The 20,305-nt window shown below is 57.8% G+C and carries 24 protein-coding genes and 4 tRNA genes; 11 read left to right on the top strand and 17 right to left on the bottom strand.

What is annotated here, in order from left to right; translation table 11 throughout:
• The first annotated feature begins 551 nt into the window (after positions 1–551).
• From J3Q04_RS08815 to J3Q04_RS08785, 7 genes are all read left to right on the top strand, one after another.
• Positions 552–977, top strand: coding sequence for a hypothetical protein (locus tag J3Q04_RS08815; protein ID WP_434606835.1), 426 nt, complete (start codon positions 552–554; stop codon positions 975–977).
• Positions 974–1,165 carry a hypothetical protein gene (locus J3Q04_RS08810; RefSeq protein WP_165887379.1) on the top strand — a complete coding sequence of 64 codons (192 nt, stop codon included), beginning with the start codon at positions 974–976 and terminating at the stop codon, positions 1,163–1,165. Before J3Q04_RS08815 ends, J3Q04_RS08810 begins: the two co-directional genes overlap by 4 nt.
• Positions 1,162–1,359, top strand: a complete 198-nt coding sequence (locus tag J3Q04_RS08805; protein ID WP_434606838.1) for a hypothetical protein — start codon at positions 1,162–1,164, stop codon at positions 1,357–1,359. Before J3Q04_RS08810 ends, J3Q04_RS08805 begins: the two co-directional genes overlap by 4 nt.
• A gap of 161 nt (positions 1,360–1,520) precedes the next feature.
• A complete protein-coding gene (locus J3Q04_RS08800) occupies positions 1,521–2,255 on the top strand; it encodes a hypothetical protein (RefSeq protein WP_198795953.1) in 735 nt (244 codons plus the stop codon).
• The gene (locus J3Q04_RS08795; RefSeq protein WP_434606841.1) at positions 2,252–2,815 is read left to right on the top strand and encodes a siphovirus Gp157 family protein; all 564 of its coding nucleotides are present in this window, start codon (positions 2,252–2,254) and stop codon (positions 2,813–2,815) included. Before J3Q04_RS08800 ends, J3Q04_RS08795 begins: the two co-directional genes overlap by 4 nt.
• A 246-nt stretch (positions 2,816–3,061) precedes the next feature.
• Complete coding sequence (locus J3Q04_RS08790; protein ID WP_434606844.1) at positions 3,062–3,523, top strand: hypothetical protein; 462 nt, start codon at positions 3,062–3,064, stop codon at positions 3,521–3,523.
• A gap of 599 nt (positions 3,524–4,122) precedes the next feature.
• Complete coding sequence (locus tag J3Q04_RS08785) at positions 4,123–4,365, top strand: hypothetical protein (RefSeq protein WP_434606847.1); 243 nt, start codon at positions 4,123–4,125, stop codon at positions 4,363–4,365.
• 33 nt (positions 4,366–4,398) lie between these two features.
• Here J3Q04_RS08785 and J3Q04_RS08780 read toward each other — a convergent pair whose 3' ends face one another.
• The 5 genes from J3Q04_RS08780 to J3Q04_RS08760 form a co-directional block, all read right to left on the bottom strand.
• Entirely contained in the window at positions 4,399–4,653 is a 255-nt protein-coding gene (locus J3Q04_RS08780; RefSeq protein WP_434606850.1) for a DUF7660 family protein, read from the bottom strand.
• A gap of 13 nt (positions 4,654–4,666) precedes the next feature.
• Entirely contained in the window at positions 4,667–5,071 is a 405-nt protein-coding gene (locus J3Q04_RS08775; protein WP_434606852.1) for a hypothetical protein, read from the bottom strand.
• Between the two features lie 92 nt (positions 5,072–5,163).
• On the bottom strand, positions 5,164–5,352 hold the full coding sequence (locus J3Q04_RS08770; protein WP_434606855.1) for a hypothetical protein: 189 nt from the start codon (positions 5,350–5,352) through the stop codon (positions 5,164–5,166).
• Between the two features lie 41 nt (positions 5,353–5,393).
• Positions 5,394–5,624: a hypothetical protein gene (locus J3Q04_RS08765; protein ID WP_434606857.1), complete on the bottom strand. Its 231-nt coding sequence runs from the start codon at positions 5,622–5,624 to the stop codon at positions 5,394–5,396.
• A gap of 130 nt (positions 5,625–5,754) precedes the next feature.
• On the bottom strand, positions 5,755–6,489 hold the full coding sequence (locus J3Q04_RS08760; protein ID WP_434606860.1) for a DUF5677 domain-containing protein: 735 nt from the start codon (positions 6,487–6,489) through the stop codon (positions 5,755–5,757).
• Positions 6,490–7,189: 700 nt separating this feature from the next.
• Here J3Q04_RS08760 and J3Q04_RS08755 point away from each other — a divergent pair.
• The 3 genes from J3Q04_RS08755 to J3Q04_RS08745 all read left to right on the top strand — a co-directional run bounded on the left by J3Q04_RS08755 (position 7,190) and on the right by J3Q04_RS08745 (position 9,884).
• Complete coding sequence (locus J3Q04_RS08755) at positions 7,190–8,206, top strand: lipase family protein (RefSeq protein WP_434606863.1); 1,017 nt, start codon at positions 7,190–7,192, stop codon at positions 8,204–8,206.
• Positions 8,207–8,514: 308 nt separating this feature from the next.
• A complete protein-coding gene (locus J3Q04_RS08750) occupies positions 8,515–8,748 on the top strand; it encodes a hypothetical protein (protein ID WP_434606865.1) in 234 nt (77 codons plus the stop codon).
• Positions 8,748–9,884 carry a tyrosine-type recombinase/integrase gene (locus J3Q04_RS08745; protein ID WP_434606866.1) on the top strand — a complete coding sequence of 379 codons (1,137 nt, stop codon included), beginning with the start codon at positions 8,748–8,750 and terminating at the stop codon, positions 9,882–9,884. Before J3Q04_RS08750 ends, J3Q04_RS08745 begins: the two co-directional genes overlap by 1 nt.
• A gap of 108 nt (positions 9,885–9,992) precedes the next feature.
• Here the strand turns inward: J3Q04_RS08745 and J3Q04_RS08740 are convergent.
• Positions 9,993–10,069 (bottom strand) — tRNA-Val (locus tag J3Q04_RS08740).
• Positions 10,070–10,252: 183 nt separating this feature from the next.
• Here J3Q04_RS08740 and J3Q04_RS08735 point away from each other — a divergent pair.
• The gene (locus tag J3Q04_RS08735) at positions 10,253–11,536 is read left to right on the top strand and encodes an NAD(P)/FAD-dependent oxidoreductase (protein ID WP_434606868.1); all 1,284 of its coding nucleotides are present in this window, start codon (positions 10,253–10,255) and stop codon (positions 11,534–11,536) included.
• A gap of 188 nt (positions 11,537–11,724) precedes the next feature.
• On the opposite strand, the gene J3Q04_RS08730 is transcribed toward J3Q04_RS08735, so the two are convergent.
• The 11 genes from J3Q04_RS08730 to J3Q04_RS08680 form a co-directional block, all read right to left on the bottom strand.
• A tRNA-Asp gene (locus J3Q04_RS08730) sits at positions 11,725–11,801 on the bottom strand.
• An 89-nt stretch (positions 11,802–11,890) separates the two neighbouring features.
• Positions 11,891–11,967: transfer RNA gene (locus tag J3Q04_RS08725), tRNA-Asp, on the bottom strand.
• Positions 11,968–12,025: 58 nt separating this feature from the next.
• Positions 12,026–12,101: transfer RNA gene (locus J3Q04_RS08720), tRNA-Val, on the bottom strand.
• 169 nt (positions 12,102–12,270) lie between these two features.
• Positions 12,271–13,044: an SDR family oxidoreductase gene (locus J3Q04_RS08715; RefSeq protein ID WP_434606870.1), complete on the bottom strand. Its 774-nt coding sequence runs from the start codon at positions 13,042–13,044 to the stop codon at positions 12,271–12,273.
• The gene (locus J3Q04_RS08710; protein WP_434606873.1) at positions 13,041–14,252 is read right to left on the bottom strand and encodes an O-succinylhomoserine sulfhydrylase; all 1,212 of its coding nucleotides are present in this window, start codon (positions 14,250–14,252) and stop codon (positions 13,041–13,043) included. Before J3Q04_RS08710 ends, J3Q04_RS08715 begins: the two co-directional genes overlap by 4 nt.
• 57 nt (positions 14,253–14,309) lie before the next feature.
• Entirely contained in the window at positions 14,310–15,815 is a 1,506-nt protein-coding gene (gene purF, locus J3Q04_RS08705) for an amidophosphoribosyltransferase (RefSeq protein ID WP_305495814.1), read from the bottom strand.
• Positions 15,816–15,856: 41 nt separating this feature from the next.
• The gene (locus tag J3Q04_RS08700; protein WP_039593931.1) at positions 15,857–16,417 is read right to left on the bottom strand and encodes a CvpA family protein; all 561 of its coding nucleotides are present in this window, start codon (positions 16,415–16,417) and stop codon (positions 15,857–15,859) included.
• An 89-nt stretch (positions 16,418–16,506) separates the two neighbouring features.
• Positions 16,507–17,196 carry an SPOR domain-containing protein gene (locus J3Q04_RS08695; protein WP_434559811.1) on the bottom strand — a complete coding sequence of 230 codons (690 nt, stop codon included), beginning with the start codon at positions 17,194–17,196 and terminating at the stop codon, positions 16,507–16,509.
• On the bottom strand, positions 17,180–18,487 hold the full coding sequence (gene folC, locus J3Q04_RS08690; RefSeq protein ID WP_434606876.1) for a bifunctional tetrahydrofolate synthase/dihydrofolate synthase: 1,308 nt from the start codon (positions 18,485–18,487) through the stop codon (positions 17,180–17,182). The genes J3Q04_RS08695 and folC overlap by 17 nt, the downstream gene beginning before the upstream one ends.
• The gene (accD, locus tag J3Q04_RS08685; RefSeq protein ID WP_420765690.1) at positions 18,484–19,404 is read right to left on the bottom strand and encodes an acetyl-CoA carboxylase, carboxyltransferase subunit beta; all 921 of its coding nucleotides are present in this window, start codon (positions 19,402–19,404) and stop codon (positions 18,484–18,486) included. Before accD ends, folC begins: the two co-directional genes overlap by 4 nt.
• A 256-nt stretch (positions 19,405–19,660) precedes the next feature.
• A complete protein-coding gene (locus J3Q04_RS08680) occupies positions 19,661–20,293 on the bottom strand; it encodes a phosphoribosylanthranilate isomerase (protein ID WP_420765689.1) in 633 nt (210 codons plus the stop codon).
• Positions 20,294–20,305 lie beyond the last annotated feature (12 nt).

The following is a 20,305-nucleotide window of genomic DNA, read 5'->3' as shown; positions in this document are numbered from 1 at the left end:
ACGCTGGAGCGAGCCGACCCTTCTACAGACATCCCACCCTTCGACTGCGCTTCAGTAGGGAGCCAAGTGGAAATCAAAAAAACATTACCGGAGGTATTGACTACCCACATTACCGGCGGTAATTTTACTTCGGCGAGACGTGAACGACTCGCCAGGGCCTGAAGAGACCCGCCGCTCTTTAATAACGCGCGCCATAAACGATTACCCAGCCAACGCTGGGAGGTCAGCCCCGGCCACACCTGTGGGGCGAGAGGAAGTCAGGTGAACAAAATCGCGCCGCGACTACTGGCGACCGGCGATCCGATAGCCCCGAACGGCTACCAACGCGCAGAACTGCGACGGCGGACGAGGTGCTGACCGAACTGGCGAATGACCCGGTAGGAGGCGCGAGCGATACAGCTTTTTCACTGATGCACCTGGACCTCCGGGTGCATTGGGAAAACAACTGAAAAGTCATCCGGCGCGCCCTCTACAGCGCGCTCCTAGCTACTCCTCGCGCTGCCTACCCGCAGCCAGGTTTCAGTTCAACACCTCGCCAGACGGAGGCCTCTATGACCGCTGCATTGAAAATCAGCCAACCATTAAAAATCGTCCAGTCGCCTTCGATGATTAGCGAGGACACCTGGGAAAATGCACGAGCCGAGTGGCTGTACAACGCCGTCGAAAGTCTGCTGGCTGGAGTGGACGTTAAAGTCCATCGCCGTATGCGCCGGCCTCGGACGGTAACCAGGGCTCAGCTCGCTCTGGCTATCGATGAGCACGTGAACAACCGGCTCGCAGACTGCGAGGTGCATTCTCCGGCGCTGGGTTGGTTGATGCTCTCTTTGGACAATGGCAGACCCGACAAGAACGCGATCGCTGAGCTCCTTGGCCCGAGCGATCACCCGTTGGGCAAGCGCGGCGAGATCGCTCAAACGCTACTTGAGCCCCTGGCTGATGACGCATTGATTGCTCAAGCAGAGGACAACGAACTGTGAGTCCTCACATCGCAATCGACCAAGCCCTAGCAGCGCTCGAAGAGTCTGAAAGCAAAGATTTAGACGACACGCTCGCCGAGGGCCTGATTGTCCGCCACTTCACGTCAGGCGGGATCACACCCGAAGAATTCCATCACTACAGCGCACGCCTGCTGAAGATCAGTCGGAAGCGCAAGGAGGCGCAATGAGCACCGCACCGGTAAAAACACTGATCGATGAACAGTTGGATGACATCCAGCGCAGGATAGCCATCATCGGCTATGGCATGCCGTTCAATGAGGTGATCGGACGGAGTCGTGACGAGCGCGTCGCAGATCTCCCACGGCGCCTCACAGCAACCATGCAGGGCCGGCGAATCGCTGTAAGGGTTCGGCCAAAATGACCAGCCATCAGCGCGCCCGGCGCCTTCTCATCTGGCGTGGATCCTTCTCAACCATCGCCTTCTGCTTCTTCTTGATGTTGCTCAGCGCTCTGGCTGATCGCGTCACCCAATAACTTCAGCTCTGTACGCAGCGCCCCTCGTCGGTGGCGCGGAGAATAGTTATGTCCAATACCCGCATCTGGGATCAGGTCAACGTAACCGATCCCAGCGCAACGAAGAATTTCACTGGCATGGGCGGTTTTAAAGGCACCGCCATTAAACCCACCTACCTGATGCGCAAGGCCACGGAAGTATTCGGCCCGTGCGGCGAGGGTTGGGGTTGGACAGTCCTTGAGGATCGCTTCGACGAAGGCGGCCCTCTTCAGGCTCCCACCAAGGAATGGCCGGACGCTCCACGCATTAACGCCAAGCTGCACACGTTGAAAATTCAGCTCTGGTACGTGGGCAAAGATGGTCAGAAATGCACCGTCGAGCATTACGGCCACACCCCTTTCGTCCATCTCCAACAGGGGAAGATCGTCACTGATTGGGAGGCCGCGAAAAAGTCGCTGACCGATGCTATCGGCAAGTGCCTCCAACCCCTCGGGTTTGCAGCCGACATCCACATGGGCCTCTTTGAGGACGCCGCCTATGTCGATGCGGTGCGCGATGAGGTAGCGATGATCAAAGCTGAAGACAAGGTCGCGGAAGAGGAACGCCAGAAGCAAGAACGGCTGGATTACATCAGGTCGGTTGTCGAGACGATGCAAGGTGCCCAGTCGCTGCAAGAGCTCAAAAAGATCCATGACCACGCAGTTCGACGCCTGACCGCGCGTAAAGACGATACGGCGGTCCGGCGCATCGCCAAAGAACTGAAAGACCTTTCTGCGAAATTCGAAGAGGAGTCAGCTGCATGACCCAGCTATACGCACTCTCCGGCAAGCTCGCCGAGATCCAAGCGATGGCCGACGTCGATGATGAGGGACTTAAAGAAGCCCTACAGCACGCCCTGGAAGAGATCCAAGGCGAGTTCGAAGTGAAGGCCGACAATGTCGCCATGCTGCGCCGGAACATTGAAAGTGATGTGGCCGCGATTGAAAACGAGATTGAGCGTCTCACCGAGCTCAAGCGCATCAAGAACAACAGCGTGGCCGAGATCACCGACTACCTTCGCCGGAACATGGAAGCGGCCAATCTCAAAACCATTAAGCGTCCCCTCTTCACAATTACCCTGGCCCTCGGCAAAGAGAAGGTGATCGTGGACAACGAAGACGCCGTGCCGGATGAGCTCATTGCCGTGAAAACCAGCATTGCGCCCGATAAGAACGCTATCGCTGCCAAGCTCAAAGAAATCCGCGATCACAACGACGCCGTCCGGAAGCGGATCGAAGCTGGTGAAGACGTCGAGCATGAACTTCTGCCCGAACCGTCCTGGGCGCACCTGGAACGTGGAGATAGCTCCATCCGAATTAAGTGAGGCAAAGATGATTAGCAATCACCTCAGCCTGATCGAGCTGCAGCGGCGGAATACAGAATCGATCGATGATCAGATCATCAAATATCTCCAGGAGGGCGGACGAGTCGTTCAATTGGAGGCACCGCCTTTCAATCCGATACGACCGCCCCGCTCCACCCGTATAGACCTAGAAACAATCCTGAAGCGGAAACGAAAATCGCAGCCTCACGCCAAGCGGAGGACGAGACGCAAAGCGGTGGACACGCCATGAGCAAACGTAAAGCGAATAACAACATCGCCCGCGCCGAACGAAAATGCCGGGCATTGCTCAGGACCAACCATGTCGCAGTGGTAAACATTGACCCGAGCGGCACGCAGGTCATGATGAACTGGAAAAGTCGCCGCCAGATCCGAACGCTTGAAATCGCAAACGCAATCTTCGATTTCGCCTACCACTGGACAATCTATATCGCCGGCATGTGCCGAGACGACCGCGGAGCCGAGTACATCAAGTCAGTGGAGATATCGCCGGAAGGCGTCTACAGGGTGGAAAGTCTTACGGATGCTATCGAGCATTACTATCTGGAGCTCCGCAACAGCTGCAATCCGAACCATCTGGTGGCGTCTGGCTGGATTGCGATACCCGACGATGTGTGTCTGGGAGAGGGGCAAGCCGCGAAGCTATTCTCTGCCGTCGGCGCCTGGAATCAGGTCAGATTAGCCGCTTGATACCTATTTGGGCTCGCCATGACAGATCATCTATTCACCCCGCTGTACTGTCAGCTTGTTTAAGGTGATAGGCCAGCCGATCAATTTCCCAGAAGGCTTCAGTGGCGGCATTTTGTGGGCAAATACGGCGCTGTACCTGTGCACCAGCGGAATGCAACCCTGAGCGCTAACGAAAGCGAAAGAGTCTCGCATGCGCTCTACGTCAAATTTACTACCTAGGTAATCCTTCAACAAACGGCGACTAATTATGTAATGTCCACACTCAAGGCAAGTGACATCATCCCAATCACCAATCACCGTATAGGCCCTTGCGATACGCGTCGCCCCAACAAATCCAGCAACTGCACTTCATTCCACTTCCACCTCCCGTTTCCCAATTGGATTCTAGGCAAACGGGTTGGGTTCCTCCTAGGATGAGGTCGCTGGCGAGCCGTTTGTCGTGCCAGCTGGCAGATGGGCAGCCTATCGGAAGCGCGACCCCGTCAGGCACCAAATGTTAAGGATTTCTGAAACCCTGCTTCGTCGAATTGGTCGATGGCATCAGAGGGCGACGACGCCCCAGCCCGGCGAAGGGCAAACTTGCGTGTGCGGAGTACCAAATGTTTAACGAACCTTTCAACCTACCAGCCGGGGCGATGCGCGCTGCTGAGAAGATACTAAAAGACATCGAGACCGCTGGATCGATGATCCTGGCCGTCAAAAGCGGCGCAAAAGCTCACGGATTTGTGATCGGCCTAACCTGCGCGGGATCCATCACCGAGGATCAAGCCGACCTAATTCTGGACCGGTTCGACCACGCGACGGAGAGAAGGCTTAGAGATTTGGCACTTAACGCTAAATAGGAGCTTTTTTCCAACGGCCCTCAAACGCACGGGTCATTCATAGATCTTTCCGCAGTACAGAAAAACCGCAAACTGACGCCAAGGGTTAGACGGATCAAGCCCCTCCCTGATTCCGAAGTCGCTGGTTTCCGCCCACGCAACGGCAGATTCCAAAAAACCATCTATTGTATCGTTTTCCCAATCAGTGCTATCTGCTGTGGCTGCCGCTCTGTCTGCCATCAGAGCATGGGCAAATCTAAGAAAAGATTGGTCGTCGTTGACTTCTTCTAGGAGGTCGTAGGGGTCCATCGTCGCTTCATCCTTAAGGGGTGATCGGCTTATCTATCCGCTCACCAGATTCCATATCCTCGAGCTTAAAGTCCCACCAGTCTTCACTTGGCATCGACTTGAGACCGTACTCCCGCCCGGCTTTTAGGTAAACGTCCCGAAAAATTGGCCTCGTCGCTCGTGTTCCTGTCCACTTCTTCACTTCCAGACGGTGTTTTCCCGGCGACAAGCGATATTCGGTACGCTGCGTGTACAACGCATACAAGGTGTCTGCACCATCTACGCTGGCAATAGTGAGCGTCTTCTCTATCGACCGAATACCTGCGGTTTGGGAATTTGGTAACCCCTCTGCTGCTTTCTCAGTGTAGGACTTACACCCAGACGCCATAGCGATAATCATAGCGAAACCGAGGATGCTGAAGCCGCGCTTGAACTGCATAAACCGTCCCGTATTCCATTCTTGAATCGGCTATTCAACCCCACCCATTGTAAAAATGCCATCATAGCGCCATCTTCACGCAGCGCCCTGGATCAGTCGGGATCAAACGCCTTGGGTAAGAGAATCATAGATTCGGTGTAGGTCGCCAGATCAATGATCTCGCGGAGGAAGACTACTACCGCCAGTTTCTGAGCATCGTCAGGCAATCCGATCCATTTTAGCATCGCCCTTGCATCCTCCTCGATTGCCGCGAGCGCATCTACATCGTTTTGCAGTCTCATGTCGGCCTCCGGCCAGTGTGAGTTCGGATAAGTGATAGCTCTTATCTCCGAATCGCGCCAATCGCGCCAATCGCGCCAATCGCGCCAATCGCAGCGAAGGCTACAACGTGGAATCCAGAAGTGCGCAGTGAAATGGCCTGAGTGTTCGTATCGGACCTGAAGCGGGTCAAAACGCCCACGGCATCGACAACCAACAGGAAGTTCACCAGTGGCTGCTGATGAATCTGATCGCGGCGGACTTCGAGACGCAGGTCAATGCTGCGTTGTGTCACGACACCTTATTTTGGTAGCGAAAAGGTGTCGCGCATTATTCAGGCTACCGGGAGGAAGTCGCTCACCGATGATCCGCCAGAGCCTGACGACGAAGTCGACGTGCCGGCGATCTAATTGCCGAAGGGTGAATCATCGGACAATGAAATTCTCATCGAGAGCTTTACGAGCGATGTCTAGGCAGCTCTGCACAAGGCCTAGGGTAAACTCCAGATTATGATCGGTTGGACCCGTGAGCAAGCCAACTTGTTCGTCTGTCATCTGAAAGGACGAATCCATCGACCTGAATGTAGCGTGACTTGCTGCAACTGATAGGCCTCGGTAGAGGGTGTCGTAGATAGGCATAAGTCCGGCAACGCGTGCCGCGTCATGCGTTGAAAAACCTGGCGCGTTACCTTCCCCTCGAAGAACTACCTCTGTTAAATCAGCTATGTTTTGTTTGGTCAAACCCTTGTCAGATAGGGAGTCGATCATCGCCTTGGCTTGCTTTTTCTCATCGATGTCACATTGACGAGACATTCTGGGAAACACGGATGGATCTTTGATCAAGGCCATACCATGAAACAAGGCTTCCGCCGCGGAACGCGTGATGGTTTGAGCATCAACGACGAGCCCTCGCTCGCACAAAATTATTGCGGCCTGACAACTCCTGATTGTCCGGTGCAGAAAAACCAATGCAGCCAACATGTGCGGCTCTTTCCAATCGACACCTGCCTCCATCATCGAACGCTGTGCAGCGCCAGATGCAGACTCGGCGGCAGCAAAGGAACTGTTAAAGTTCGACTTTAGGCTCTCTCGAACCAAGTCCATCGAGGGAGACAGGAACCCTTTGAGATTCAGGGCTTCATCCAGTTCGGCTTGATCCACTTGTTTAACACCCTCAAAAATAGAATTCGTTCTGAGGCCTAAGCTCAATCGCTGCCGGGCCGAACACAAATACCCCAACCCAAACCAAACTGCCACCACGATCACGGAGGGCGGCGGAACTGCTACAAGCAATTCAAGGGACGCGAAGGCACTCCTCATCAAGTGTACTCAGAGCCGGAATGTTGCACGCCCTGGGAATGTTGGCTAAGAAGTATCGAGTCTTCTCAATGTCAAATACTCTGTTGTAGATAACCGCAATCAGGCTTCGAGAAATTCGAAACACCCCACAATCCGGGCAATCGATTTCCAGGTAATCGCCGCTCGTAGGGTTTTGATTCGCCGCTGAACCGTGCACCGAGCATTTCATAGCCGCTCCTCAATCCGGCCTCATGCCGGGCAATCAACCAATAGCCCACAAACTCGAATCACGCCAACGAAAAGCATGCCGACTGGGTTTAACTTTCACCCAATCTCCGCCAGCATTGAGGGGCCCAACGCTCATCGATCGGTGGTGGCGATAATCCGTAGCGTTTTAGCAATGCCAAAACGGTCCTATTAGCCACGTGGAGGGACCCCATAAATAAATATCACCTTACGCTGGATCTGGAATTTTTTACAAAATGCCTGGGCTTTTCCCGTTAGGCACGAAAAGCGCAGCTATGATCCCATCAATTACTCGAGCACTGAAAGGCGGTACCGGATGCGAACTGTAGCCCTCCTAACGGCAATGCTCATACTCCTAGCCTCACTCTCTGGCTGTAAAAATTTCGGCACTAGAGACAAAAATACTCCAAAGTTGCTAAATCCTACATATTCTGGACTCCCACCCCCACAGCAACAATTTCGAAGCAAGGAACTGGCTAAAGTTAATGATTATTTACTGACTGCTCTAATCGCATCCGATCTAGCCTACAGCGACGAAAGCCTGGAGGGCTGGACCAGAACAGTATTACCTAGACCCAGCATAGGATCTAAAGAAACCTCAACAGTTTACATATCCAGATCAGATGACAAGAACAAAACCATAGACATAGCAATTAGAGGCACTGCAAATATAGATGACGCGTATGTAGACATCCAGACTTCCAAAAAACTTGACGACAACACAGGAACTTCATTTCATAGCGGTTTCAAGCTCATAGCTGGATTTGTATATAAATCTGTGAAAGAACAATACGGAGAAAAAATCGACCAAGGCTACATGATCAGACTTTACGGACACTCACTTGGCGGTGCTGTAGCCTCGATAGTTTCAATGTATCTTCATGAAGCTGGGGCGACAATAGAATTCGTAGGTACCTTTGGTGCACCTCGATTCACTAACAACGAGGGCGCAAGAAGGTATCAGATCTTAAATATTGTTACCTACCGAGTTGTTAGGTGCGATGATGCCATCCCATTCATGCCCCCACCAAACATAGTTGGATGGTCAAATGACAACTACGAAGCAAACGGCAACGTAATACTGCTAATGCAGCTCCCATACTTTGACTACTCAGAGCGGGTAGATATAGAGCGCGACTTCTCGCACCAATTACGCTTAGAGTTAATCAACGCAACCTCTAGAAAAGAAATGATCAATGGACACCGAATGAAAAGCTACGGCCGACTGCTAATAAAGCTGCTAACCTCCAAACAAATCCCAATGTTTTATACACTTTCAAAACAGTCATCGCTCTGCAGCGAAGACATTGAAAATGAACAGCCCGCGCCCTAGAACCAATCTATAAACCCAAGCCACCCGATCAGGTATATAGACAGCATAAACTGTTACTCCGACAATGAATGCTATATAGCTTCAGTCTTTGCGCCAGCTATTACGCTCAGAATTAACTAAACACTCATCTCATATCTAACTTATTTATTCGAACCTGCTGCCGCAGCCAGGTTGCACCTGAGTGATTTAGCGGCGGACAATTCATAACCGAGCGGCTCCGTATCAAAAATTTGATAGCACTCAGCTTGCACAGACAACACGCAACCCATTACAACCTTCCGCCGCTGTGTGCGGCATGGAGCATCATCATGGCAAAAATAATTGCCCAAATGACAGTAAAGCTCCCTCGCCTCATGGAGGTGAGCGAGTACAGAAAACTACGGTACGCAGGCGGCAAACCCAGCGTGCAGCAACTCAAAAGGTGGATTGAGGAAGGGGAAGTGATCGGAGAGATAAAGGGCGGGATGTATTTTGTTGATCTACAAGCAGCAGTCATGGGAGCAAGCGACCCTCTGCTGGCACAGATGACGGAGATCGGTTGATGGCTGCTCGGCCACGCATATTGAAAAACAGAAAGTTGCCGCCGAACCTCTACCCCAACGGAAAATATTGGCGGTACCGCAATCCCATCACCGGCCTGGTAACAAGCATCAACCGCCCTCTGGAGGAAGCAATAAAACTAGCGCGGGCGGCAAATCTGAAGCTGTCGGCGCTGGTTGTAGACGACGGCGCGCTACTCACAGTATTGACTGGCGAGCGCCTGCCCACGATCAACATCCTGTTGCAGCGTTTCCAAGACGAGTGGCTTAAGGACAAAGGCTACGCAACTCGCACACTGGAGGAAATCAAGTTCAAGCTTCAGCGGTACCAGCGAGACCTAGGCGAGCGTCTGATTGGGCAAATGGACGTGCTTGCCATGGCTGAATACCTGGACCAGTTCAGCAACAATGCCTACACGAAGCACCGCGGCTTGTGGGTTCAGATATTTGCTTTCGCCGTGGCTAAAGGCCTGGCAGAGCGAAATGTCGCAGAGCTGACCTTGGTGAAAAAGGAGGCGGAGAAGAAGCGTCAGCGTCACACCCTCGAAGGACTGAATTCAATCATTAACGCCGCGACGACGCCCCCCTGGCTAAAACGCGCAATCCGCCTAGCGCTAACAAGCCTCCAGCGGCGCGAGGACATCGTGACGTGGCAGAAATCAGCCGCCAACATGGATGAAAACACGCTGACCGTTTCTCCCGGAAAAACTCAGGGCTACAGCAATCCGGTTCACCTCAAAATCAAGATGGGGGCCGCCCTACGCGAGGTTGTAGGAGAGTGCCTACGCTCACCCGTAGCTTCCCCCTACCTGATCCATTACAAGCCCAAGGCGAGGCGCAGAGAGCAGATCAATGCGAAGGATCACTGGACCTCGGTGACGCCGGACTATCTGACCAAGGAATTCAGCAAGGCTAGGGACGAGGCGCACGCCTACGACTATATGCCAGCCGGAGAGCGCCCCACTTTTCATGAGATTCGCGCGCTAGGTGCATGGCTCTATGAGCAGCAGAATTTCCCCCAGGATTACATCCAGGCGCTGCTTGGTCATGCAGACGAAAAGATGACGAAGCACTACCAGAAGGGACACTGCGAGCAGACGATTGACTACGTCGAGGTGGGTGCCGAATTGGCGTTGTGAGGTGGGGTTTTGCAAAAGTTTTGAAAAAGTTTTGAAAATCGCAGCCAACAAAAAAGGGCCCACCTTTCGGTGAGCCCTTCTAGACCGCCCAGCAGAGCGGATTTTGTTTGGTAGGCGCGATTGGACTCGAACCAACGACCCCCACCATGTCAAGGTGGTGCTCTAACCAACTGAGCTACGTGCCTGCTGTGAGGCGGCATTCTACGGAATTCCAAAGGGGTGTCAACACCTTTTTTTCACCTAAGCCTATGAATATGCAAAATATTTAATTGCGCCGAAGCGACAAGGATTTTGTGGTGGCTGGCGGCGGATTTTTATCTCGGGTAGGATCGCTGCATTCGTAAAAAATATAAAACAGAGGTTCCAGAATGGCGAACACATCCTACCCAGCGTCCTATTACGCCGCATCGGCCAATGCGACGCCGTCGCGCCCTGCCCTGCAGGATGATGTCGAAACCGATGTCTGCGTGATCGGTGCGGGATACACGGGGTTGTCTTCCGCGCTGTTTCTGCTGGAGCACGGTTTTAAAGTGACGATCGTCGAGGCGGCGAAGGTCGGCTTCGGCGCTTCGGGTCGCAACGGTGGGCAGATCGTCAACAGCTACAGCCGCGACATCGATGTGATCGAGCGCAGCGTCGGTCCACAGCAAGCGCAGTTGCTCGGCAACATGGCGTTCGAGGGTGGGCGGATCATCCGTGAGCGGGTGGCTAAGTATCAGATCCAGTGCGATCTGAAGGAAGGCGGTGTATTCGCGGCCCTCACCACTAAACAGATGGGGCACCTGGAGTCGCAGAAGCGTTTATGGGAGCGTTTCGGTCATACACAGCTGGAGTTGCTGGATCAGCGGCGTATTCGCGAGGTGGTGGCTTGCGAGGAGTATGTCGGCGGCATGTTGGATATGAGCGGCGGGCATATCCACCCGCTCAATCTGGCGCTGGGCGAAGCGGCGGCGGTGGAGTCACTGGGTGGTGTGATCTACGAGCAGTCGCCGGCGGTGCGCATCGAGCGCGGTGCCAGTCCGGTCGTGCATACGCCGCAGGGCAAGGTCAGGGCCAAATTCATTATCGTGGCGGGCAATGCTTACCTGGGCAATCTGGTGCCGGAGTTGGCGGCCAAGTCGATGCCTTGTGGTACGCAGGTGATCGCCACTGAGCCGCTGGGGGACGAGTTGGCCCATCGCCTGCTGCCTCAGGATTACTGCGTCGAAGATTGCAACTACCTGCTCGACTACTACCGGCTGACGGGTGACAAGCGCCTGATTTTCGGTGGTGGCGTGGTGTATGGCGCAAGGGATCCGGCCAACATTGAAGCGATCATTCGGCCGAAGATGCTCAAAGCGTTCCCGCAGCTCAAGGATGTGAAGATCGATTACGCCTGGACCGGAAATTTCCTACTGACTCTGTCGCGTCTTCCGCAAGTAGGGCGGCTGGGGGATAACATTTATTATTCCCAAGGCTGCAGTGGTCATGGCGTGACGTATACGCATTTGGCGGGCAAGGTACTGGCAGAGGCATTGCGAGGGCAAGCAGAGCGTTTTGACGCGTTTGCGGACCTGCCGCACTACCCCTTCCCCGGCGGTCAATTGCTGCGCACGCCATTTGCGGCGATGGGGGCTTGGTATTACGGGTTGCGGGATCGGTTGGGGTTCTGAAGCGGCCGACACAGGGCTGCTTTGCAGCCCAGCGGGAGCAAGCTCCCTCGCCACGGCTGTAGGCCCAATACTGTTCAGCCAGACACAAAAAACCCCGGTCTTTCGACCAGGGTCTTTGCTATCGATTGGAAGAAGCTCTTCAGCTTTCTTCTTAGCTTCAAGGCGTTCAGTGGGCCTCGAAGCAGATATGGCGCAGCGGACGGGACTCGAACCCGCGACCCCCGGCGTGACAGGCCGGTATTCTAACCGACTGAACTACCGCTGCGTATCGCTGTGGACTTGCGTCCATTTAACTCGTCTGATCCAAACCCGCGGGCTTGGATCTCGAACCAGGCGAACCTGCTTCGGAAAATATGGCGCAGCGGACGGGACTCGAACCCGCGACCCCCGGCGTGACAGGCCGGTATTCTAACCGACTGAACTACCGCTGCGCGTCGGTGGATGCTTTTGACAGCTTCCATCTTGCTTTCGCAAGACTCTCAAGAAACATGGTGGGTGATGACGGGATCGAACCGCCGACATTCTGCTTGTAAGGCAGACGCTCTCCCGGCTGAGCTAATCACCCTTTGCTGCGTTGAGGCCGCGAAATTTACGCAGGTACCGAAGCTAAGTCAATAGCAGGGTTGGATTTTTTTCAGAAACAGTTTCAAGCGACAAGCGCCAAGCTACAAGTAAAAAGCACCGGACCCGCACCACGCTGCTTGCAGCTTGAACTTGCCGCTTGCAGCTGCTCCTTACTCATAAATCATTTTCTTGGTCATGCCGCCATCCACCACGAACTCCTGCCCCGTGACAAAACCGGCGTTGCGCGAAAGCAGCCATGCCACCATCGCCGCCACGTCCTCCACCGTACCCACCCTGCCCGCCGGATGCTGGGCGTGATCGGCATCGGTGAGCGGCTGCGCTCGACGTTGCGATGGGTCTCGCGCGTCGATCCAACCAGGGCTGACGGCGTTGACCCGAATCTCCGGCCCTAGACTGATCGCCAGGGCATGAGTCAGGGCCAGCAAGCCTCCTTTGCTGGCCGCATAGGCCTCGGTGTCCGGTTCCGACTGCGCGGCGCGGGTCGAGGCCAGGTTGACGATGGCCCCGTTGTGGGCACGCAGGTAAGGCGCGCAGTGCTTGGCCAGCAGCATCGGCCCACCCAGGTTCACCGCCAAGACCCGGTTCCAATGCGCCAGGTCCAGGCTTTCCAGGGTGATGTTGTGCGGGTCGGCGATGGCGGCGTTGCACACCAGCGCGTCGAGCCGCCCGAACTGGCCGAGCACTTCAGCGATAGCGGTGGCAACCTGGGCCTCGTCCGACACATCCATGGCGATGAACCAGGCATTGTAACCCAAGGTTTTCGCCACCTTGGAACCGCGCTCGCGGTCCAGGTCGGTGAGAACCACCTGCCAACCTTCACAGATCAGCCAGGCGGCAATCCCAAGGCCGATACCCCGCGCGGCGCCCGTCACCAGAGCTACCCGGCCATGAGTACCGCTCGGCGGCGTAGCCAGCTCGATCACAAGGCCGCCAACCCGCGGGCCAGGTCGGCTTGCAGGTCCGCCACGTCTTCCAGGCCGACCGCCACGCGGATCAGGCTGTCACGGATACCCGCCGATTCACGCTCCTGGGGCGACAGGCGACCGTGGGAGGTGGTGCTCGGGTGGGTAATGGTGGTTTTGCTGTCACCGAGGTTGGCAGTGATGGAGATCAACCGGGTCGTGTCAATGAAACGCCAGGCGCCCTCCTTGCCGCCCTTGACCTCGAAGCTCACCACCGCGCCGAAACCGCGCTGCTGACGCAAGGCCAGTTCGTGTTGCGGATGGCTCTTGAGGCCGGCGTAATGCACTTTCTCGATACCGTCCTGCTGCTCCAGCCACTCGGCCAGGGCCTGGGCATTGGCGCAATGAGCCTTCATCCGTAGGCCGAGGGTTTCCAGGCCTTTGAGGAAGATCCAGGCATTGAACGGGCTGAGGGTCGGCCCAGCGGTGCGCAAGAAGCCCACGACCTCTTTCATTTGCTCGCCACGACCAGCAACGACACCGCCCATGCAACGACCTTGGCCGTCGATGAACTTGGTGGCCGAATGCACCACCACGTCCGCGCCCAGCTTGAGCGGCTGTTGCAGCGCCGGTGTGCAGAAGCAGTTGTCGACCACCAGCATGGCGCCCTTGGCATGGGCAATTTCCGCCAGCGCGGCGATGTCCACCAGCTCAGCAAGCGGATTGGACGGCGACTCGACGAAAAGCAGCTTGGTATTGGCCTTGATCGCGGCATCCCAACCGGACAGGTCCGCCAGGGGCACGTAATCGACTTCCACGCCGAAACGCTTGAAGTACTTTTCGAACAGGCTGATGGTCGAGCCGAAGACGCTGCGCGACACCAGCACATGATCGCCGGCGCTGCACAGGCTCATCACCACCGCCATGATCGCGGCCATACCGGTGGCAGTTGCCACGGCCTGCTCGGCGCCTTCCAGGGCGGCGATACGCTCCTCGAAAGCCCGCACGGTCGGGTTGGTGTAACGCGAGTAGACGTTGCCCGGCACTTCCCCGGCAAAGCGCGCCGCGGCATCGGCGGCCGTGCGGAACACGTAGCTGGAGGTGAAGAACATCGGATCGCCATGTTCGGCTTCCGGTGTACGGTGCTGGCCCGCGCGAACCGCCAGGGTATCGAACGCTACGCCTTCAAGGTCGCTGTCCAGCCGACCGGCATCCCAATCCTGACTCATGCTGCCACTCCTGTAATCGGTTAAACGCAAACCGGCCCCTCGGGGCCGGTTCGTGACTCAGTTGTTGTACAGATCGATGATCGCGCTGACCGCCTGCGTCTTGGCCTTTGACGCATCGTTACGCGCGTTCTCGATCCGATTCAGGTAGGCCTCGTCGATGTCGCCGGTGACGTACTTGCCGTCGAATACCGCACAATCGAACTGCTCGATCTTGATCTTGCCGCCACCCACCGCTTCGATGAGGTCCGGCAAGTCCTGGTAGATCAGCCAGTCGGCGCCGATCAGGTCGGCCACTTCCTGGGTCGTGCGGTTATGAGCGATCAGCTCATGGGCACTCGGCATATCGATGCCGTAGACGTTCGGGTAGCGCACGGCCGGGGCCGCCGAGCAGAAGTAGACATTCTTGGCGCCGGCTTCGCGGGCCATCTGGATGATCTGCTTGCAGGTGGTACCGCGCACGATGGAATCGTCCACCAGCATCACGTTCTTGCCGCGGAATTCCAATTCAATGGCGTTGAGCTTCTGGCGTACGGATTTTTTCCGTGCAGCCTGGCCCGGCATGATGAAGGTGCGGCCAATGTAGCGGTTCTTCACGAAGCCTTCGCGGAACTTCACGCCCAAATGGTTCGCCAGCTCCAGGGCCGCGGTGCGGCTGGTGTCCGGGATCGGGATGACCACGTCGATGTCATGGTCCGGACGCTCGCGCAGGATCTTGTCGGCCAGCTTCTCGCCCATGCGCAGGCGCGCCTTGTAGACTGAGATACCGTCAATGATCGAGTCCGGACGGGCCAGGTAGACGTGCTCGAAGATACACGGCGTCAGGCTCGGGTTGGTCGCGCACTGGCGGGTGAACAACTTGCCGTCTTCAGTGATGTAGACCGCTTCGCCCGGGGCCAGGTCGCGAATCAGGGTGAAACCAAGCACGTCCAGGGACACGCTCTCGGAGGCGATCATGTACTCGACGCCTTCGTCGGTGTGACGCTGGCCGAACACGATCGGACGAATACCGTGCGGGTCGCGGAAACCGACGATGCCGTAGCCGGTGATCATCGCCACCACCGAGTAGCCACCCACGCAACGGTTGTGCACGTCGGTCACGGCGGCGAACACGTCTTCTTCGGTCGGCTGCAGCTTGCCGCGCTGGGCCAGCTCGTGAGCGAAGACGTTGAGCATCACTTCCGAGTCGGAACTGGTGTTGACGTGGCGCAAGTCAGATTCGTAGATCTCCTTGGCCAGTTGCTCGACATTGGTCAGGTTGCCGTTGTGCGCCAACGTGATGCCGTACGGCGAGTTGACATAGAACGGCTGGGCTTCGGCCGAAGTCGAGCTACCCGCTGTCGGGTAACGCACGTGGCCGATGCCCATATGCCCGACGAGGCGCTGCATGTGACGCTGATGGAACACGTCGCGCACCAGGCCATTGTCCTTGCGCAGGAATAACCGGCCGTCATGGCTGGTCACGATACCGGCAGCGTCCTGGCCGCGGTGCTGGAGCACGGTTAGCGCGTCATACAGCGCCTGATTGACGTTCGACTTACCGACGATACCGACGATGCCACACATGCGACGCAACCCCTACTTAATGGATCTGAACTGAACAACACTCACTGCGGCGTTTTGGCCATCGGCAAGAGCTGTTCCTTGAACGGTATTTCAGCGGGTACGCTGATACCGCTGGCAAGCCACTGACTGCTCCAACCCAGGATCAGGTTCTTGGACCAGTCTGCGACCAATAGAAATTGTGGCACGAGCCGGGACTCCTGCCACCACGTATCCTGCTGTACCGGCCCCAGGCTCAACAGCCCGACGGCCACGACCACCAGCAAGGCGCCACGCGCCGCGCCGAAAGCCATGCCCAGGAACCGGTCCGTCCCGGAAAGCCCGGTGACGCGAATCAGTTCGCCGATCAGATAATTGATCATTGCGCCCACCAGCAAGGTGGCGATAAACAAGATGGCACAGCCCGCGATCACGCGGGCCGAGGGTGTTTCGATGTATCCGGCGAGGTACTGGGACAGCGAGCCACCAAACATCCAGGCCACGACTCCCGCGATGATCCAGGTCAGCAGCGAGAGCGCTTCCTTGACGAAGCCGCGACTCAGACTGATCAATGCGGAGATGGCGACGATCGCAACGATCGCCCAGTCAACCCAGGTAAATGGCACGGTGCAGCCTACAGACGGATAAGGCGGCGCATTTTAGCAGAGCGCAGGGCTGTCGGTAAGCTGCGTGATTCAAATCGGCTAAATGGCTGTCAACCGCGCTCTGGCTGGAAGCGAACCACAAAACCCTTGAGGTTCTGCTGGCGATTGAGCAAGTCGCGCAGACGGTCGGCCTCGGCACGCTCGATCAACGGACCGACAAAAACCCGATTCTTGCCATCGGCGGAACGGATATAGGCGTTGTAGCCTTGGCTGCGCAGGCTTTTCTGCAGTTTTTCCGCGCTTTCGCGACTGGTCAGGCTGGCCAGTTGCACCGACCAGCTCACCGACAGGCCGTTGGCATCGACGCGGCTCTGGGTGGTGTCTGGCTTGGGGGCAGCGGTGATCGGCTGGCTTGGCGCCGGTTTGATCGCCGGCGTCGCCGGGATGGGCGTTGGCGCTACAGCAGGCTTGGCGGGTGCCGCCGGGGCAGGCGCGGCAGCGGCAGATGCGGGCGCTGTGGGCGTGGACCCGACCGGCGCGGTAGGCGCGGCGGATTGTTCAGCCAATTCCGCGTCGCTCGGCACCGGCTCCTGGGGCAGTGCCTGCGGCTCGGGCACTGGCACGGGCTCGACTTGCACGGGTGGCACTGCAGGCGCTTGGGGCGCGGCCGGCGCATCAACCGTGACCTGGCGCTGCTCGTCCTGCCGGGAAAACAGCATCGGCAGGAAAATCACCGCCAGGGCCACCAACACCAGGGCCCCGACCATGCGCTGCTTGTAAGCCTTATCCAGCAATGCCATCTGCAGCTTCCTCCGTGGAGCGCCGGGCCAACCATTGAAGGGCCTCGGCAACGCAATAAAATGATCCGAACAACAGAATCTCGTCGTCTGCCGTCGCCAGGGCGCACTGCCCTTCCAGCGCGTCGGCCACGCTGCCATAAGCTTCCACCGAAGCGCCACGATGCTGCAACACCGCCTGCAACTCGCTGGCCGGACGCGAACGCGGCGAATCCAGTGGCGTCACGGCCCAGTGCTGGACACTAGCATCCAACGCATCGACAACGCCATCCAGGTCCTTGTCCGACAGCAGGCCAAACACCGCCAGCCGCTTGCCCGCCACGGGTCGACGCGCCAGGCGTTCAGCCAGGTACTGCGCCGCGTGGGGGTTGTGACCGACATCCAAGAGCACGTCGAGGCGCTTGCCTTGCCAATCGATCGAGCGGCGATCAAGACGACCGACAACGCGAGTCGCCTGCAGTGCCTGGATAATCCGTCCGGTGTCCCACGGCAGCCCGAGCAGCAGGTAGGCCTGCAGTGCCAGCGCGGCGTTCTCCATTGGCAAGTCCAGCTGCGGCAGGTCACGCAGCTCGACCGGGTTGCCCCGAGCATCGCTGCCACGCCATTGCCAGTGCCGCTCCGTCATGGCCAGGTCGAAGTCCCGCCCACGCAGGAAGAACGGGCAGCCCAGCTCGCGCACTTTATCCAGCAACGGCTGCGGCGGATCGAGGTCGCCGCAGAGTGCCGGCGCGCCCTGGCGAAAAATGCCGGCCTTCTCGAAAGCCACGGACTCGCGGGTATCGCCCAGGTAATCGGCGTGATCCACGCCAATACTGGTGACCAGCGCGATGTCCGCGTCCACGAGATTGACGGTATCCAGGCGACCACCCAGGCCGACTTCCAGCACGACCGCATCCAGGCCGGCACGGGCGAACAGCCAGAACGCCGCGAGCGTGCCCATCTCGAAATAGGTCAGGGAAGTCTCGCCCCGCCCGGCTTCCACCGCCGCGAAGGCTTCACACAGATCGGCGTCGGAAGCTTCGACACCGTTGACCTGCACCCGCTCGTTGTAGCGCAGCAGGTGCGGCGAACTGTAGACGCCGACACTTAATCCCTGGGCCCGCAGCAGCGAGGCCAGAAAGGCGCAGGTCGACCCCTTGCCGTTGGTGCCGGTAACCGTAATGACCCGAGGCGCCGGCTTGGCCAGTCCCATGCGGGACGCTACCGCTTGCGAGCGCTCCAGCCCCATGTCGATGGCCGATGGATGCAACTGCTCGAGGTAGGCAAGCCAGTCGCCCAGGGTACGTTCGGTCATAGGCCAGCAGGCGCCGGCGGAACCACGATCGGCTCGATTGGCGTGGCGACGAAGGTCGGCGTCGGCAGGCCCATCAGTTGCGCCAGCAGATTACCCAGGCGCGGACGCAGCTCCTGGCGGTGAATGATCATGTCGATCGCGCCATGTTCCAGCAGGAATTCGCTGCGCTGGAAACCTTCCGGCAGCTTTTCACGCACGGTCTGCTCGATCACACGCGGACCGGCGAAGCCGATCAGGGCTTTCGGCTCGCCGACGATGACGTCGCCCAGCATCGCCAGACTGGCGGAAACACCGCCGTAGACCGGATCGGTCAGCACCGAGATGAACGGAATGCCTTCTTCACGCAAGCGCGCCAGTACCGCGGAGGTCTTGGCCATTTGCATCAGCGAGATCAGGGCCTCCTGCATCCGCGCGCCACCGGAGGCGGCGAAGCAGATCATCGGGCACCGGTTTTCCAGAGCGTAGTTGGCGGCGCGAACGAAGCGCTCGCCGACGATGGCGCCCATGGAACCGCCCATGAACGAGAATTCAAAGGCCGACACCACCACCGGCATGCCCAACAGGGTGCCGCTCATGGAAACCAGGGCGTCTTTTTCACCGGTCTGCTTCTGGGCAGCGGTCAGGCGATCCTTGTATTTCTTGCCGTCGCGGAATTTAAGGCGGTCCACGGGCTCCAGGTCGGCACCCAGCTCAACACGGCCTTCGGCGTCCAGGAAGATATCGATACGGGCACGCGCGCCGATGCGCATGTGGTGGTTGCACTTGGGGCAAACGTCCAGGGTCTTTTCCAGCTCGGGACGGTACAGCACCGCTTCGCAGGATGGACATTTGTGCCACAGACCTTCAGGCACCGAGCTTTTCTTCACCTCGGAACGCATGATCGAAGGGATCAGTTTGTCTACCAACCAGTTGCTCATGCTTCTTTCTCCAGTACCGGCGGCCCGAACGCTCTGGTTCGCGGCCCCGCGTATGCCCTTGAGCTCAAATTCATTGTGCGGCGAGGAACGAGGATCGTCGCGGTCAGTGCGAAACATGACCTGCGCCCAGCCCAACCATCCCCCGCCATCCCGGCAACCGCTGCACTGCGATTGCCACTACGCTATCGGCCCACCCGTAGGCGGCGCCTGCCTGCTTTGAACAGTGCAGGTATGGACGGCGGCAGTCTGCCAGCCGTCACATTGACGACTGGCTGCTGCGCACAGCCGCCATGAATGCCCGGATCTTCGCCGGGTCCTTGATGCCCCTGGCCTGCTCCACCCCGCCACTGACGTCCACCGCGTAGGGTCGAACCTGGGCGATGGCGTCAGCCACGTTGTCCGCCGTCAGGCCACCGGCGAGGATGATCGGCTTGTCCAGGCCCTGCGGCACCAACGTCCAGTCGAACGCTTCACCGGTCCCTCCCGGAACGCCCTCCACGTAGGTGTCCAGCAAGATACCGCTGGCCCCGGAAAAGGCTTTGCAACTGGCGGCGATGTCGTCGCCGGCCTTGACCCGCAACGCCTTGATGTACGGTCGATGCCAACCCTCGCAATCGGCGGGTGTCTCGTCGCCATGGAACTGCAGGAAGGCCAGCGGCACCGCATCGAGGATTTCGCCCAGCTCGCAACGACTCGCATTGACGAACAGGCCGACCGGCGTGACGAAGGGTGGCAGCGCCTGAATGATCGCTCGTGCCTGCTGCACCGTCACCGCCCGCGGGCTCTTGGCGTAGAACACGAGCCCGATGGCGTCCGCACCGGCGTCGACCGCCGCCAAGGCGTCTTCGACTCGGGTGATTCCGCATATCTTGCTGCGAACGACCGACATGGTGGATAAAAC

It is taken from the genome of Pseudomonas sp. D4-21, assembly GCF_051132125.1.
In the GTDB taxonomy this organism is placed as follows: domain Bacteria; phylum Pseudomonadota; class Gammaproteobacteria; order Pseudomonadales; family Pseudomonadaceae; genus Aquipseudomonas.
The sequence above is the reverse complement of the archived record's forward strand: the minus strand, read 5'-3'. Positions and strand labels throughout refer to the sequence as shown.

Excerpts from the sequence above, each read along its gene's own strand:
- J3Q04_RS08815 (WP_434606835.1), top strand. The coding sequence starts at position 552 with ATGACCGCTGCATTGAAAATCAGCCAACCATTAAAAATCGTCCAGTCG.
- J3Q04_RS08775 (WP_434606852.1), bottom strand. The coding sequence starts at position 5,071 with ATGCAGTTCAAGCGCGGCTTCAGCATCCTCGGTTTCGCTATGATTATC.
- J3Q04_RS08780 (WP_434606850.1), bottom strand. The coding sequence starts at position 4,653 with ATGGACCCCTACGACCTCCTAGAAGAAGTCAACGACGACCAATCTTTT.
- J3Q04_RS08800 (WP_198795953.1), top strand. The coding sequence starts at position 1,521 with ATGTCCAATACCCGCATCTGGGATCAGGTCAACGTAACCGATCCCAGC.
- J3Q04_RS08745 (WP_434606866.1), top strand. The coding sequence starts at position 8,748 with ATGGCTGCTCGGCCACGCATATTGAAAAACAGAAAGTTGCCGCCGAAC.
- J3Q04_RS08785 (WP_434606847.1), top strand. The coding sequence starts at position 4,123 with ATGTTTAACGAACCTTTCAACCTACCAGCCGGGGCGATGCGCGCTGCT.
- J3Q04_RS08795 (WP_434606841.1), top strand. The coding sequence starts at position 2,252 with ATGACCCAGCTATACGCACTCTCCGGCAAGCTCGCCGAGATCCAAGCG.
- purF (WP_305495814.1), bottom strand. The coding sequence starts at position 15,815 with ATGTGTGGCATCGTCGGTATCGTCGGTAAGTCGAACGTCAATCAGGCG.
- J3Q04_RS08755 (WP_434606863.1), top strand. The coding sequence starts at position 7,190 with ATGCGAACTGTAGCCCTCCTAACGGCAATGCTCATACTCCTAGCCTCA.
- J3Q04_RS08680 (WP_420765689.1), bottom strand. The coding sequence starts at position 20,293 with ATGTCGGTCGTTCGCAGCAAGATATGCGGAATCACCCGAGTCGAAGAC.
- J3Q04_RS08710 (WP_434606873.1), bottom strand. The coding sequence starts at position 14,252 with ATGAGTCAGGATTGGGATGCCGGTCGGCTGGACAGCGACCTTGAAGGC.
- J3Q04_RS08735 (WP_434606868.1), top strand. The coding sequence starts at position 10,253 with ATGGCGAACACATCCTACCCAGCGTCCTATTACGCCGCATCGGCCAAT.
- J3Q04_RS08790 (WP_434606844.1), top strand. The coding sequence starts at position 3,062 with ATGAGCAAACGTAAAGCGAATAACAACATCGCCCGCGCCGAACGAAAA.
- folC (WP_434606876.1), bottom strand. The coding sequence starts at position 18,487 with ATGACCGAACGTACCCTGGGCGACTGGCTTGCCTACCTCGAGCAGTTG.
- accD (WP_420765690.1), bottom strand. The coding sequence starts at position 19,404 with ATGAGCAACTGGTTGGTAGACAAACTGATCCCTTCGATCATGCGTTCC.
- J3Q04_RS08695 (WP_434559811.1), bottom strand. The coding sequence starts at position 17,196 with ATGGCATTGCTGGATAAGGCTTACAAGCAGCGCATGGTCGGGGCCCTG.
- J3Q04_RS08750 (WP_434606865.1), top strand. The coding sequence starts at position 8,515 with ATGGCAAAAATAATTGCCCAAATGACAGTAAAGCTCCCTCGCCTCATG.
- J3Q04_RS08770 (WP_434606855.1), bottom strand. The coding sequence starts at position 5,352 with ATGAGACTGCAAAACGATGTAGATGCGCTCGCGGCAATCGAGGAGGAT.
- J3Q04_RS08805 (WP_434606838.1), top strand. The coding sequence starts at position 1,162 with ATGAGCACCGCACCGGTAAAAACACTGATCGATGAACAGTTGGATGAC.